Source organism: Aliivibrio logei (genome assembly GCF_001691055.1).
Classification (GTDB): Bacteria; Pseudomonadota; Gammaproteobacteria; order Enterobacterales; family Vibrionaceae; genus Aliivibrio; species Aliivibrio salmonicida.
The window spans coordinates 314,318-328,809 of sequence record NZ_MAJU01000011.1; the positions used below are offsets into that span (position 1 = coordinate 314,318).

At 37.6% G+C, this 14,492-nt stretch carries 14 protein-coding genes and 1 tRNA gene; 9 read left to right on the top strand and 6 right to left on the bottom strand.

What is annotated here, in order from left to right; genetic code table 11:
* Positions 1 to 81: 81 nt before the first annotated feature.
* Both recC and A6E04_RS11985 read right to left on the bottom strand, forming a co-directional pair.
* Complete coding sequence (gene recC / locus A6E04_RS11980) at positions 82 to 3,516, bottom strand: exodeoxyribonuclease V subunit gamma (RefSeq protein ID WP_065611495.1); 3,435 nt, start codon at positions 3,514 to 3,516, stop codon at positions 82 to 84.
* 80 nt (positions 3,517 to 3,596) lie between these two features.
* Positions 3,597 to 4,586, bottom strand: coding sequence for a TDT family transporter (locus A6E04_RS11985; RefSeq protein ID WP_065611497.1), 990 nt, complete (start codon positions 4,584 to 4,586; stop codon positions 3,597 to 3,599).
* A 135-nt stretch (positions 4,587 to 4,721) separates the two neighbouring features.
* Between A6E04_RS11985 and A6E04_RS11990 the strand changes: the two genes are divergently transcribed.
* Positions 4,722 to 5,597 (top strand): LysR substrate-binding domain-containing protein, encoded by an 876-nt coding sequence (locus A6E04_RS11990; protein WP_065611499.1) that lies wholly within the window; start codon positions 4,722 to 4,724, stop codon positions 5,595 to 5,597.
* A 32-nt stretch (positions 5,598 to 5,629) separates the two neighbouring features.
* Here A6E04_RS11990 and A6E04_RS11995 read toward each other — a convergent pair whose 3' ends face one another.
* Positions 5,630 to 6,265 carry an alternative oxidase gene (locus A6E04_RS11995; RefSeq protein WP_026025540.1) on the bottom strand — a complete coding sequence of 212 codons (636 nt, stop codon included), beginning with the start codon at positions 6,263 to 6,265 and terminating at the stop codon, positions 5,630 to 5,632.
* Positions 6,266 to 6,479: 214 nt separating this feature from the next.
* On the opposite strand from A6E04_RS11995, the gene A6E04_RS12000 reads away from it, so the two are divergent.
* From A6E04_RS12000 to A6E04_RS12010, 3 genes are all read left to right on the top strand, one after another.
* Positions 6,480 to 6,770 (top strand): YebG family protein, encoded by a 291-nt coding sequence (locus A6E04_RS12000; RefSeq protein ID WP_012549481.1) that lies wholly within the window; start codon positions 6,480 to 6,482, stop codon positions 6,768 to 6,770.
* 397 nt (positions 6,771 to 7,167) lie between these two features.
* Complete coding sequence (dapD, locus tag A6E04_RS12005; protein WP_017022688.1) at positions 7,168 to 8,199, top strand: 2,3,4,5-tetrahydropyridine-2,6-dicarboxylate N-succinyltransferase; 1,032 nt, start codon at positions 7,168 to 7,170, stop codon at positions 8,197 to 8,199.
* A gap of 166 nt (positions 8,200 to 8,365) precedes the next feature.
* Entirely contained in the window at positions 8,366 to 8,554 is a 189-nt protein-coding gene (locus tag A6E04_RS12010) for a YqaE/Pmp3 family membrane protein (RefSeq protein ID WP_012549479.1), read from the top strand.
* 15 nt (positions 8,555 to 8,569) lie between these two features.
* Here A6E04_RS12010 and A6E04_RS12015 read toward each other — a convergent pair whose 3' ends face one another.
* Positions 8,570 to 9,502 carry a LysR family transcriptional regulator gene (locus tag A6E04_RS12015; protein ID WP_065611501.1) on the bottom strand — a complete coding sequence of 311 codons (933 nt, stop codon included), beginning with the start codon at positions 9,500 to 9,502 and terminating at the stop codon, positions 8,570 to 8,572.
* Positions 9,503 to 9,611: 109 nt separating this feature from the next.
* On the opposite strand from A6E04_RS12015, the gene chrA reads away from it, so the two are divergent.
* Entirely contained in the window at positions 9,612 to 10,763 is a 1,152-nt protein-coding gene (gene chrA / locus A6E04_RS12020; protein ID WP_065611503.1) for a chromate efflux transporter, read from the top strand.
* A gap of 36 nt (positions 10,764 to 10,799) precedes the next feature.
* Here the strand turns inward: chrA and A6E04_RS12025 are convergent, their stop codons facing one another.
* Positions 10,800 to 11,231 (bottom strand): type IV pilin protein, encoded by a 432-nt coding sequence (locus A6E04_RS12025; protein WP_065611505.1) that lies wholly within the window; start codon positions 11,229 to 11,231, stop codon positions 10,800 to 10,802.
* A 103-nt stretch (positions 11,232 to 11,334) separates the two neighbouring features.
* On the opposite strand from A6E04_RS12025, the gene A6E04_RS12030 reads away from it, so the two are divergent.
* Genes A6E04_RS12030 through A6E04_RS12045 form a run of 4 tightly spaced genes read left to right on the top strand, consistent with a single transcriptional unit; the run spans position 11,335 to position 14,101 of the window.
* Positions 11,335 to 11,850 (top strand): GspH/FimT family pseudopilin, encoded by a 516-nt coding sequence (locus tag A6E04_RS12030; protein WP_023603743.1) that lies wholly within the window; start codon positions 11,335 to 11,337, stop codon positions 11,848 to 11,850.
* The gene (locus A6E04_RS12035; protein WP_065611507.1) at positions 11,828 to 12,448 is read left to right on the top strand and encodes a PilW family protein; all 621 of its coding nucleotides are present in this window, start codon (positions 11,828 to 11,830) and stop codon (positions 12,446 to 12,448) included. The genes A6E04_RS12030 and A6E04_RS12035 overlap by 23 nt, the downstream gene beginning before the upstream one ends.
* Positions 12,448 to 13,704 carry a hypothetical protein gene (locus A6E04_RS12040; protein WP_065611509.1) on the top strand — a complete coding sequence of 419 codons (1,257 nt, stop codon included), beginning with the start codon at positions 12,448 to 12,450 and terminating at the stop codon, positions 13,702 to 13,704. Before A6E04_RS12035 ends, A6E04_RS12040 begins: the two co-directional genes overlap by 1 nt.
* Complete coding sequence (locus A6E04_RS12045; protein ID WP_023603746.1) at positions 13,694 to 14,101, top strand: type IV pilus modification PilV family protein; 408 nt, start codon at positions 13,694 to 13,696, stop codon at positions 14,099 to 14,101. Before A6E04_RS12040 ends, A6E04_RS12045 begins: the two co-directional genes overlap by 11 nt.
* 257 nt (positions 14,102 to 14,358) lie before the next feature.
* Here the strand turns inward: A6E04_RS12045 and A6E04_RS12050 are convergent.
* A tRNA-Trp gene (locus A6E04_RS12050) sits at positions 14,359 to 14,435 on the bottom strand.
* Positions 14,436 to 14,492: the final 57 nt, after the last annotated feature.

Below are 14,492 nucleotides of genomic sequence, written 5' to 3' on the forward strand. Positions count from 1 at the left end.
TGGCCGTACAGCGAACGCCCTACACTAAAAATGATTTACTGGCGGCCACCCTACTCTTACCAATAACAACTCTCTTTTTTATTACAGCTTTTCTTTCTCACTATGCAATAACGCATCGTGTAATACTGTTTTGGCATTATCAAAAATTTCCTGACCAAATTCATCATTCCATTCTGGCCACATACGCATCACGTAATCACTACGGTTTTCGCCAGCAAAAAGTTTCCCGCCATAAAAAGCCCCATTGTATTCATCTGCCATTTTTTTCAGTGCTTTTTCATGAGTTTCTTCATCGTCATTCCACACACCTTTTTTATCAATGTGTGTTTCTAGCCCGGCCAACGCCGCTTTTGGTAAATAAGGCAGTGGCGCACAGTTACCAGAAATATAAAGGCTCAATATAACGTCTAAATGTTGATACGCTTTTTCTGTTTCGATTGGCTCAAAATGATAAATCGCATCGGTGCCAAACAGGTGAGTAAACTGTTGTTGCTTCATCGCACACAAACAAAGGTGATCAATCCACGTTGCTAGGATTTCATGTGAACGAATTTTACCCCCACGATAACGCAGCATTCCCGCTTGATAACGCTGTTTTAGCCAGCCTTGCAATTCCATTTCACCATGAGGAAAAGTAAAGCGTAAACGCACTTCTTGATCCTCTAATGGTGATGTCGTTAATGGCTGAATATGAGCCACTAACTCTTTTACCGTGTTCACTTCTTTGTCTGCCGCGATCTCACCAAAGCTACCAATAGGTAATTTTCCTTGCGCTTTTTGTTGCTGATAAAACTCACGACTTAGTTGAGATACTTGGTTAGGATCATCATAGGCCAATAACTCTTCTAGCAATTCTGATTTCATTCCATAACCAGTACGACCATCAATAGAAAACGGTTCATCATCTTCAACTCGACTCTCTACCGTTTCAAAAAATACTTTTAAACCACGGTTAAAGAAATAGGCGACAGGTAAGCGCCAAAAGCGTTGTAGCTCTGTTAATTCAAGCTCTTTTGATTCTGGTGCAAACACTAAAGGTTCAGTTTGGAATTCTGGCGCAGATTTTCCTTCCAGTTTTGCGGTTGGTAGCCATTCACTGGCATAACTGGTGTTATCCCCCACAAAACTCTGTTGGCTATAAGGAACCAAAGGATGTTCTATTGTTAATTTTTTAACTAAGCGTTTAGCTGACTCTTCAGGGTTCAGATCACTATCGCCATCTAGACAATAACTTTGCTGACAATACTCAAGCAGTTCACTCACCAAAACAGAAGGGGCTTTTTCTGTGTTATCTCGAATAGAGCGACCTATATAGCTGAGATAAAACGCTTTATTCGCCGATTGCAGTGCTTCTAAAAATAAATATCTATCATCATCTCGACGAGAACGGTCACCCGGCTTCATTCGTTTCTGCATTAAATCGAAACCTTCAACTGGCATGGTTCGCGGATAAGACCCATCCGTCATACCAAGTAAACAGACCACATCAAATGGAATTGAACGCATTGGCATTAAGGTACAGAAATTCACTTGTCCCGCTAAGAAACGCTGACTTGCTTTGCCACCAGATAAATTATTTTTTAGGTAATTATTAATGATCGCTGTTGAAATTGGTGCTTCAAAGCCCGCATCTTCTAAATTTTCTTCCAGTTTTTGCAATTGATCTCGAATACTTTTAACGACCAGCTCACCTTCTAATTCGACAAGTAAAAAATCGTCCATTAGTTGGTTAATAATGGTGCGCCATGCATTAATGGTTTGCGCTTGGCCTAGGATGATCTGATAAGTCAAAAGCTGATCAATAAAGTGCGCTAAGTTACCTGCGATTTCGGCATTCATGCCTTGCACTTGTTCGTAGCTCGCCATGCCTTCAAATAAACCCGCGTCTTGCTCCATCGCATAACCAAGCAACATTCTCTGAATACCAAATAACCATGAATTTTGATTATGTTCAGGAAGATCAAAATGCGCAGAGGTGCTGTTATCCAATCCCCAGCGAATACCGGTTTCTTCTGCCCATCGTTTTACTATTTCAAACTGCTCGGCATTAAATTTAAAACGTGACATGACCGCAGGAACTTCCAACAAACTTAATAGCTCTGATAAACCACAACGATTCTCAGGTAACGCCATTAAGTTCATGAAGGCCAATAACACTGGATTTTCTTGCTCAGCACTTTGATCGGAAATAGCAAAAGGAATGTAGCGATCGAATGCTGCGTTACCAAAGACGGCTTGGATCGCCGCACTGTACACATTGATGTCTGCCACCATCACAATAATATCGCGAGGTTTTAATTCTGGATCATTGGCAAACATATCCAATAATTGATCATGCAATACTTCTACTTCACGCATTGGGCTATGACATGAATGCAAAAGAATCGAACGATCATCAGCGCTGATTGGTTGCTTGTGCTCACTGTTATCAAGCACATCATCACGACTGCGTTCTTCTAAATTTAAAATATCAGATTGGATAGAATGTAAGAGATTGTCATTATTTACATCAACAAAAGCATCAATCTCTTGCGCTTCCATTTCTGATAATAGACAAAGATTATCTCGACCTAATTTCCCCCATGATGCAAGCAGTGAATTACCTACTTCTGAAGTGTGCAGCTCATCTTCAAAATTTGCATCAAGCGATCCTTTTAATTGCTCCGTATCACCGATTTGCTCACTGTGATCATCTAACCATTTTACTTGCAGACGATTACGCGCCTCTAAACGAGCGAGGTACTTTCTGTCTCGAATTTCACCCCAGTAATAACGACAAGGATTGGTAAACATTAAATGCACATCAATGTGTTGCCCAAGAGCCGCTAGCGCATCTAAATAACGAGGAGGCAATGAAGTAATACCCACTACAAATAAACGCTTAGGCATGCCTTTTGGCAAGGTTCCCGTTTGCAAATAATTTTCTAAGGTTTCAATAAAGTGCTCGAACATATTGGCACGATGATAAGGAGAATGACCCAGCGCTAGGGTTTGATCATACAGCGCTTGCCATAAAATAGGCTGCCAAGGATGTTCTCCTTCTAATTCTATAACCTCTTCACCCGCTTCCCATTTTTGGATCCATTCTGGGCGGAATACTAAATATTGGTCAAAGATATCGGCAATTTTTGCAGCGAGTTGGTAGCACTTCAGTTGTTTGTCATCATTTTCTAAATAGCGTTGCAGTGGCGCAAATTCATCTTGTTTTAATAACTCGGGTAATAACGTCACTATCTTCCACGTCATGGCTTCTTTATTAAAAGCACTGCGCTTTGGCACATCATCCAGAACCTGAGTAAACAAGTCCCAAATAAAAGTAGCAGGAAGTGGAAAAGTAAGATTGGCGGCAATGCCGAGCTCTTTGGCGAGTTCGATTTTAAGCCATTGCGACATACCCGGACTTTGAACGAGAATTTGCTCTTGCTCAAATGGGTTATCAAGAGGGTTTAGACGAATTAATTCAACGACAAGAGATTTAAGAACATCAAGTTGATTTGAATGATAAACAGTAAACACACCCAGCTCGCTTATAAAGAAATGAAAGTCTCTATAGCTTAACGTAACTGGATGTGTTTTAAGAGAAAAAGATTACGAATTTAGTGTGCGTGTTTAGGGTTTGCTAAACGATTAGCCATACGTGTTATTGGGCGATAATGTGCTAGATAATGCGCTGCTACATAACTTACAACACAGGTAGCAACAACTAACTCAACAACGGCAAGCATTCTGACTTGGTAGACATAATCAGCAACAACACCTTGAGATAACATCCAGTTCGCCATTTTAAATAATGCTGTCGCACCAATCACCATTGGAAAGGTAAATGCTGCATAGCCTGGGCTAAATGGAAGTCTCATTAATTTAAAGAAAGCCATGTAAATTACGCTTGTCATTAATACTGCAATCCCAAATAAAAGCGCAATAATCACAGGCGATGGTGAAGCCGTGACGGTTAGATAGCCCGCTAAAGATAAGCTTGCTGGTGCAGCCATAATTGCAATCGTTGGTTTTGCAGCGTCAGGAACTTCATTACAAAACATCAAACGGTAGATCATAATTGGTAGCATAATGGCATAGATAATTAAACCAAACATCAATACCCAATGTGCCACTGATGCTAATGCAGGATTACCAGAAAAAGAGACATCCGCTACCACTAAACCTACAGGCGGAACAAACCAACTTGGTACCATATGATGTAATTCAAAATCTTTTGCTCGATGGTAAATAAAAGAGACTAAGAAAATAATATGGAGAGCAATTGCAGCAAGCCATAACGCATCACCAGCGGCTGGATAAAAATGACCAACACTGCTTGATACAACCATTGTGCCCATCGCAAACGTCGGAGCAACACTACCGACAACTGGGTGAGCAAGTTCACTCCATAATACGGCGGGGTGTAATAAAAATTTAACCGCTAAAATAAGTAATAATACTGAAGCGATTGCCGCTGAGATCCATTGCGCATAACCGTTTAAAGGTAGCGCATTTTCCCAGCACCAACCTAAGCTGGCAATCCCAAGAGCTAACCCTGCCATTGGTGTTGGTGCGCCTGCTATTTTTTGTTTTGTGTAATTAAGCATGACATTGTTCTCTTTACTATTTAACGATGAAGCCAGTTTACTACCAGCCAGTCATTAATAAAATTTGAATAAATTAAAGACTACGTTAATATAAACTTAACGATGATAATCTATTAGTATTTAGGACTTCCTGTCATGAGAATTTCACTAAAACAACTCAATGTATTTACGGCAATTGCTCAAGAAAAAACAATGACCAAAGCGGCTGAGCGACTGTTTATTACAAAACCTGCGGTGAGCCTTTCATTGTCTGAACTTGAAAAGAATTTGGGTTACAAAGTATTTGATCGCGTAAATAATCGCTTAGTGTTAAATAGTGAAGGCCGCCAACTCCTTCCTTTAGCGGATGAATTACTAGAACGAGCGGAAGCTATCGAGCATCAATTTACTGCTGATAGTCAGTTGACTGGTTCATTAAACATTGGTGCCAGTGATACGATTGGTAATCATATCGCACCAGTTTTACTGAGTAAATTCCAACAACAACACCCTTGTGATATTCAACAATTATTTATTTCAAATACCGCTCAAATCATTAATCGACTGTTGGAATTCAAACTCGATATTGGCTTAGTTGAAGGGAAAGCACATCATCCCAAGCTAAACATGATTGAATGGCAACAGGATGATATGTACATAGTATGCGCCCCTTCTCACCCGTTAGCTATGCAGAAAATAATTACATTAGAAGACTTAGAAAACTCAACTTGGTTATTAAGAGAGGAAGGATCTGGTAGCCGGGAGTATTTCCTTAATCATATTGCATCCAATTTAAATGATTGGCATGAGTCCTTACAGCTTCACACCACCGAAGCCATTATTAATTGCTGCTCTGAAAATATGGGGCTCGCGTGTTTATCTCAATTAGCAGCTCAAAATTCGATTAATGATGGACGGTTAGTTCAGCTTCCTTATGAAAAGAAATTGACTCGCCCTTATTGGTTATTGGTTCATAAAGAAAAATATCAAACGCCATTATTGCAGTATTTTATGACTTTTATTCAACGTTAATGAGGCTATTTCTAGCCCCATAAAAATGATACCTAACGTTGGTGAGCAGGAAGATCGTGGTTTTCATAAGCGTCAGCAAACGAATGATTACGATCTCGATGTTTTGCTTCATCATCACGAATCTTTAAGATCACATCACGCAGTAGTGCGTCATTTGGTAATTGATAATAGTCTATCGCTATTTGTGGTGCAGCTTCGTTTTCCACGTCTCCATTATCAATTTTACTTAAATATTCGGTGTAACTTTTACAAGCTTCTTCTTCAAAATAACCGACCACTCGGTGAGCCACTTTTGATGAGAGTAAATAAATAAAGCTATAAACAACCATAAAGACACCTTGGCCCAATAAAACCAACGTGCGCTCTATCCAGCGAGGTTTTGCAATATCTAAAAATATCATTAAATGCATTCTTTCGTTTTCAGCTTCATTCAATAATTCGCGGATCCACCCTTCATCATCTTTCATACGACGTAATGCTTTTAGGTGATTAAACATGCCGGCAACCATCCCAGGAACCGCAGCAATCGTTTCTAAAATAACGGCACGCTTTGCATATTGAGAACCATAAAAAATATTTAAAAGAAACTTTAAGCACTGCGTAATTTTATAAGCAATACGCTCTGACATTTTCGTTGTCGCTTTATGTTTCAGTTCAAAATCTGACATCATTAAGCACTCCTTTATTTAAAGTTGCATTTAAAATACAACTTTAGATAAGATTACTCAACTATTTTTCTACATTTAATTTTTTACATTTTAGCCATAAAAAATCAGTCGATTATCTCCTAGCGTTACCTCTCTCTCGCTTTCTCTCCTCCAAGTGGACAAAAAACCTCATTTACTGTATAAAACACCAGTTAATTTAATAGGAGAGACGACCATGGCTGTTATCGTCAAATATGTAGTTGAGCGCAACGGAGAAGAGAAGATGACTTTTACCTCTAAAACTGAAGCCGATGCTTATGACAAAATGCTGGATGTTGCAGATGAACTTTTTACTCTGCTAAATGAAAGTAATTTAATTGAAGATGAAGGGAAACAAGAAGAGTTGTCTCTTTACCTGGCTAAGCACAAAGAAGATGTTTTAGTTGCTTTGGGCGCAAAACGTAAACCTGTACCTAAAAAAGCAAAGATTGAAGCCGTCAAAGACGAAGAGTCTGACGCCGCTTAATTCTAAAGATACGATATATAAAAATACAAATAGCGGCTTAATGATCCGCTATTTTCTTTTCTCCACGACCACTTTAAATTCCCTTTTCTTACCTCTATTCCCTTTTCTCATTAAAATTTTTTGATTTCACTCTTCTATATCACAGCAACTCTCTTTATGATGTGAAGTAAGATTTATTTTTAATACCTATCGAATTAATTAAATGACAAATTCATTACATAAGGTAAATCACTTAAAAACAAGATAGAGATTTTAATAATCAGTCACCCTAATGACCGCAATCTTGTAATAAAACAGCTAACGTAGCGATGATTTGATTGAACCAATGTGAATGAACGGATAATGATTTAAATAGGTCTAAATTACTATTATTGATATGAAAATGGAGAATCATTACATGGCTCATTTTGCACTTGCCTTTGGTACAGCGACAAAAAACCGCGACAATAAAATTATTGAAGCTTTTTTCCCACACCCAGTATTAAACCCATCTGAATCATTAGTTAACGCTATTGCTAAAGCAAGTGGTTATACGGAAGGCAATCAAGCGATTGAAATTACATCTGAAGTTTGCACTGAACTTGCTAACGCTTTTGCAGCAAACGGGGATGTTCCAAACGCGGCATTCGCAGAAAAGGCAGTTCAATCAAAGCAGCCTCTTGTTCTTGTTGTTTTAGCAACTGATGAACAATCTCAATCTGTTGCTGAAGGCTTTTTGAAACTTCAATTGATCTCTAATCGTTTAGTTAAGCCACACGGCACTGTACTGGATGGTATTTTTGGTTTATTACACAATATCGCGTGGACGAACCAAGGCCCTATCGATCTTCCTGAATTAGCCGATCGCCAAATAGAAGCTCGCCTAGCTGGTGACACCCTGACTGTCGATTGTGTTGATAAATTTCCTAAAATGGTGGATTACGTTGTACCTACAGGTATTCGTATTGCCGATACTTCTCGTGTTCGTTTAGGCGCACATGTAGGTGAAGGTACAACAGTAATGCATGAAGGCTTCATCAACTTTAACGCAGGTACTACTGGTGTGAGTATGGTTGAAGGTCGTATTTCTGCCGGTGTTGTTGTGGGTAATGGATCTGATATCGGCGGTGGTGCTTCTATCATGGGTACACTTTCTGGTGGCGGTAAAATGGTTATCTCTATCGGTGAGAACTGCCTACTTGGCGCAAATGCAGGCCTTGGTTTCCCAATGGGTGATCGTTGTACGATTGAATCTGGCCTATATGTTACTGCTGGCACAAAAGTAAGCATGTTAGATAACCAAGGTAAAGAAGTTGAAGTCGCGAAAGCTCGTGATCTTGCAGGCAAAACAGATCTTCTGTTCCGTCGTAACTCTATCACTGGTCAAATCGAATGTTTAACTAATAAATCTGCAATTGAACTGAACAGCGAATTACACAGCAACAACTAATACTCACTTAATAATATGAGTATGCATTCATGCTCTATTCATTGATGAAACGGTATTCTTGTGGCCAGTAACTTTATTGTTACTGGCCATTTTTATTGAAAAAGACACAAGACAACCCCATTTATTAATAAGACTAACAACAAAATAAATTCACATAGGAAATACCATGAGACTCTTACTTGCTTTATTACTGCCTTGGTTACAGTTTTTTACTATCGGTCGGCCATTTAGTGGCGTCATTTGCCTTATTTTACAATTAACTTTAATTGGCTGGATCCCTGCCGCTATTTGGTCTGTTTATGCATTAAGCCAATACAATACTGATGAAAAAATTAAAGATGCATTTGGACGATAAACAAAACTCGTTGTATTATTTTTTGTAAGCGCTAACACTTTTTTCAATGGTTTGAATGAGCAACTCTTTAAGCCATTGGTAGCGTTTATTTTCTTTGTTACGAGTTTGCCAAATCAATTGAATATCAAATTCCCCAACTTCAATTGGAGGCTCTGAGTGGACCAATTGCTCAGAGAACAAATCCAGCTGTGCCATTAATTCTGGTACAACACAGATTAAATCTCTTTTTTTCATGAGATGCCTGATGGTTAAAAAGTGCTTAGAAGCGACGCTAACTGAACGATGCACTCCTAATCCCTTTAATTTACTATCTACGCCTGTTTTCAATGCACCGTCAGGACTCACTAAGGCATGAGGTAACGATATATATTCATCAAGCGTTATCGGCGTTTTAAATTGATGTCGATTACCATCCCACATACATACGTGCTTTTCTGTATATAATTTTTGATACTGTAACTCTTTTTGCTCTGGTTTCATGCTACCAATAACTAAATCAAGTGGTTCGCTATCAAACCTATCTTGGTAATTCGCTTTATCTACCGTGGTAAAACATAACTGTGCTTTTGGTGCTAATTGATGAATCGCATCAAAAATATCTGCTGCAAAAAGTAATTCTGCATAATCTGTCATTCCGATTTTAAAGGTCCCAGAGAACTCACTCGCCTCAAAGGTATCTGCCTTTAAAATATCCCCCGTTATTGTTTGTAGTACTTTATCTATCATAGGATAAAGTTGAATAGCCTTCGCGGTAGGGATCATTTTATGCCCTTGCCTTTCGAACAAAGGATCGTTTAATAACTCACGTAAACGAGAAAGACTATGGCTCATCGCTGATTGTCCGACAAATAATCTATCCGCAGCTAATGAGACACTTTTCGTTTTCATCAATGTTCTAAATACCACCAATAAATTTAAGTCGACCGCTTTCCAATTAATTTCATTCATAGTTAATAGTAATTTAATCGATTTGAATAATTGGATAGTAACTCGTAATCTTTATCCCATCAAAATGGAATGTCCGAATTTGGATGATACGTCAAAAGTTGAGTAGATTATGTTTGAAATATTTAAGCGATTTTTTTTATTAGGCTGGGTTAGCTTTGGTGGACCTGCCGCTCATATCGGTTACTTCCGCAATGAATTTGTACAAAAGCGAGGTTGGATAAGTGAAGAGGAATACGCACAACTGATCGCCTTGAGCCAGTTCTTACCTGGTCCAGGTTCAAGCCAAGTAGGCTTTGCTTTGGGTTATCACAGAAAAGGACTCTTTGGCGCTCTACTCGCTTCAATTGGTTTCACATTACCTTCCATTCTTATCATGGTGTTATTAGCAAATATAAGCCATTCATTCTTTGGTAATGACATCTTTGAAGGCATCATTCATGGATTGAAATTATTAGCCGTTGTTGTTGTTGCTGATGCCATCATGGGAATGTATAAGAGTTTTTGTAAGGACAAAATCACGATACTTTTATGTATTATGACCGCAACCTTATTATTAATACTCCCTTCAATAAGCACACAATTAATTGCACTGTTAATTGCCGCTATTATAGGTCGAATTTATCTAAAATCAGATAAGGTGACTGAGATTAAAAAAGAATCTAAAGGCATTAACTGGTTACCCTTAATTATCTTTGCACTTTGTTTCTTTGCTTTACCTGCTATCGTTAATCATTCGCCATTACTTCTTCTTTTTTCTGATTTCTTCCAAGCAGGTAGTTTAGTCTTTGGTGGCGGTCATGTAGTCTTACCATTACTACAAAATATCGTTGGCGACCAAATTAGTACGGATAGCTTTTTAACGGGTTATGCTGCAGCTCAGGCTGTTCCCGGTCCAATGTTTACCTTTGCAACGTTCTTAGGATATGAATTGTGGAGTGAACAGCCAATTCTTGGTGCTTTAGTTGCAACCATTGCTATTTTCTTACCGGGATTTTTATTAGTACTTGGAGTATTTAGTCATTGGCAGGTTCTAGCTCAAAAACCAGCATTAGCAGGAGCAATTACGGGAATTAATGCATCTGTTGTCGGGTTACTAATCGCAGCGCTGTATGACCCTGTATTTACAAGCGCCGTTGGCTCAGGGGTAGATATGGCATTGGTTATTGTTGGCTTTGCATTACTTAAAGTACTTAAACTTCCCATTGTAGGTTTGGTTGGCTTCTTTATTGCCGCTGGTGGTATGTTGCCTTTCGTTGGTTGATAAACATTAAGGTGGGTATAAATTCCCACCTTTAGTTTACCAGCATTCCTTAGGCTCACTTTTATTAAATTGATTTAAAGTAATCGCAGTATAAGTTTTCCCCGAGCATGTATCCTTTATCTGTACCTTTATAGGAGTAGCTTTAATCGTATAAGTTGTAGCAGTTAACCCCTCTAAGCTCAGAGTATATTTATCCGATTGTGTTTCACAAAAAGAACAAGTTCCCCCGCTAACGATAGAGCTAGCTATATCTGAATAACTAGCTATATATTTCGTTTCTAATTCTAATTGAATTTTCGCAATATCAGCTAAGGCAACGATACGGTTCGCCTTTAATATATGGTTTGTATACGCAGGATAAGCAATCGCTGACAATAAACCAATAATAGCAATTACAATCATAATTTCGATCAGTGTCATACCCCTTATATGAACACGAGATAAGTTACATTTATTTATTAGAATCATTTCTATTTATCCTTCTCTAAATATCTTTCTATTTTTCATACTTGGTATAATTTAAGCAAGAATTATTGATGCTTTATCAATAGTTTACAAAAGGATTTGAGAGATGAATCGCGGGTTTACCTTATTGGAGCTGTTAATTACAATCACCGTTTTGGCCATACTTCTATCCGTTGCTGCACCAAACTTCAACACAGTAAACAACAGCGTAAAAATGCAACGTTTAGCAACAGAATTAAACGGTTTTTTAATTCAAGCTAAATCAGAAGCAGTCCTAAGAAATAGTAACTTATGGGTGCATATTTCATTTCCTAAAACGGAAGAAAATAAAACCGGTTCATGGAATTTAGCTTTAAGAGATTCAGATAACATCTCAGGTAATTTAATCGCTTACATGGGTGGAAATAATTTTAATAAAACAACCTTGCAACATAACTACGATAGCCAAAAGATCAATTTTGAAGGCATTAGAGGAAGACCAGCCAGAGGCACATTCATTTTCTATCCTAATAATGATATGACCAAAAAATTAAAAATTATCCTGTCTAACCCACCTGGAAGAATAAAAGTTTGTTACGACAATACGAGTGGAGAGCTCTATGGATATAATTCCTGCTCATAAATACAAACAAAATGGATCTTCACTTATTGAGCTTCTGATCGCTTCATTTATTGGGGTTATTGCAATTAGTCTTGTTGGATCTATTTTTATTAATGGGCAACGTGTAGCAAAAAACCGAGGTCTAGAATTACTACTAGCTCAAAACCTAACGAGTACAATGCAAATTATAAAAGACGATATCCAAAGAGCAGGATACAACGGCACTGATGGACAGTCAGTAAAGCTGTCGGCTGCGACAAATATTATAGAAATAACACCAAATAGTATTGGTTTTGTGTATCACAAGAAACTATCTGGAGCACAAAAAACTTACCAAAATGTAATATATAAATACTCATCTTCCGATAAAAAATTAAAAGTATGTGAAGAAGAAACACTCATAACAAACATAAAAAGCCTAACTACGGTTAGTAATTGCTATTCACTTTTTGATACTCAAAACATACAAGTAACTAATTTTTCAGTGTTACGTAAACCGTTAATCACAAGCTCTGCAACCTCATCAATAATTGGTATTCAACTTGATACTGAACTAGTAAATATACCAACAATGAAAAAAGACTTAAGTTTCAGTGTCAAACAAAGGAATTGGCAATAATGAATATAGAGAAACAAAATGGCGCTGTTGTTTTAATAATGACATCACTCCTAATCCTTGCTGCTTTAATTTTATCTCTAGGAACTTACAAAAGTACTTTCTATCAAATAAAAAGATCACAAAATGAAGTTATTGCTAAACAAAGCAATTGGAAGGCAGAAGGTGCCATTGAATGCCTTTTTAGCTTTATAAATGAAAGTAAAACAGATCCATCACTGTTATCAAAGAATAATACTTCTACTGAGTATAGTAATATGAATACTCAGTGTAATATCAATAATCCAATAGAACGTCTTTACGCTCAACCAGTATCTTCAGCAAATTCTACAATTAACTATCAATTAACTTATGAACTAAATAATAAAAATCTAATCAAGAAAAATATAATACCAAAAATTACTTATGGAAACGGAGCGATACAAGCTAGAGGTAATTTGATTATAGATGGTTCTATCGATATATATCCTGATGTTACAGGTAAGAAAATTAATGAAAAAGATGAATGTGTGGCCATTAAATACACTGGATATATCGATTATAATTTTGGTTTTGGTGGATTGAAAACACTTAATCCTGAAGAAAATGGTCCCTATGATGGCTACAAAGGAACCTGCCACCCAGAAACACAATCAAACATTCAAGAAAATTCTAAAACTGATAATCCCGCTACTTCTGATAATTTTCTTTCTGATTATATAAAAGAAGAACACTACGATCCTTTTGAAGCATTTTTCCAAAAACCTCGTTCTAAACTATCAGAAGTAAAAAGTAAGTATACGCAAATAACAGGAAGTAAAACTGATTGTGATGTTCGCATTGTAGATGCATTTAAAACATCAGATAAAGTATGGGTCACTGGTGATTGCAATCTTGAGGGTGGCTCCTCATTAACAACTCTATCAAATGAATCTAGAAACCTTGTTATTGAAGGTGGGGTCGTTGCTTTAGATGGTTCAGGTACCTTTCATGGTTCCATTTATCATATGTTTATTGACATTCCAGTAGATGGAAAGGGTAATATCGACCTTACAGATAATTGGAAAAATATAGATACTGCGGCTCATATTACTGGTAAAACAAAGTTCATTTCTCATGTTCAACGTGGGGCTTTTATTCCAACGGGAGGGTTAATTTTGGATACCCCAAACTCCTCAACATTACTCAGAGGTTCAATTATATTTAAATATAAAAGATCTGCCCGTAAAGAAGAATACAACAATTTTACATGGCAAAAAGGATCTTGGAATGATCTATAGACAAAAAGGATTTAGCCTTCTTGAAATAATGATTTCATTTACCATTATTGGTATTGGTGCATTAGGCTTATTGAAGCTGCAAACGTTTATTGAGCTAAAATCTGAACATGCGACAAGGAGTATTGAGGCTCTATATAGTGCAGAAACTCAATTAGAAAAATTTCGTAGTCGCTCAATCTCTGGAGCAGGTGGAACTATTACTTATGATTCCATTGCTACATCGTCAAATGAAGTCACAATCAATGATGTTACATATATGTTAACCTGGAACGTTGATAGCATAATTTCGGCCTCGGCAAAGCACATCACAATATCTAGTGCTTGGAACACAAGACATGGAAACCAAGAATTTGTAACCTTAGAAACCATCATATCTAAATACAACGAATTTGATTAATAGTTAATTAAACACAATAGTAGAATTTCAAACTCCGACATACATAGTCTTATGGCGGAGGGAGCCGCGAGTCTTTTCTTAAACTACAGATGGCAAAAAGCCCATACCTTTCGATATGAGCCTTCTTTAATATGGCAAGGGTGGAGAGATTAGAATTCCAAACATGCGCGTTCTTATGACGGGGGAATCCACTGCTCTTTCCTCAAACTACAAATAGCAAAAAGGCTCATATCTTTCGATATGAGCCTTTTTTAATATGGCAGGGGTGGAGAGATTCGAACTCCCAACACGCGGATTTGGAATCCGCTGCTCTGCCAGTTGGAGCTACACCCCTATAGTTATTTTAAAGACTTAACTCTGTCTATAAATAAGTGGCGGAGTGGACGGGACT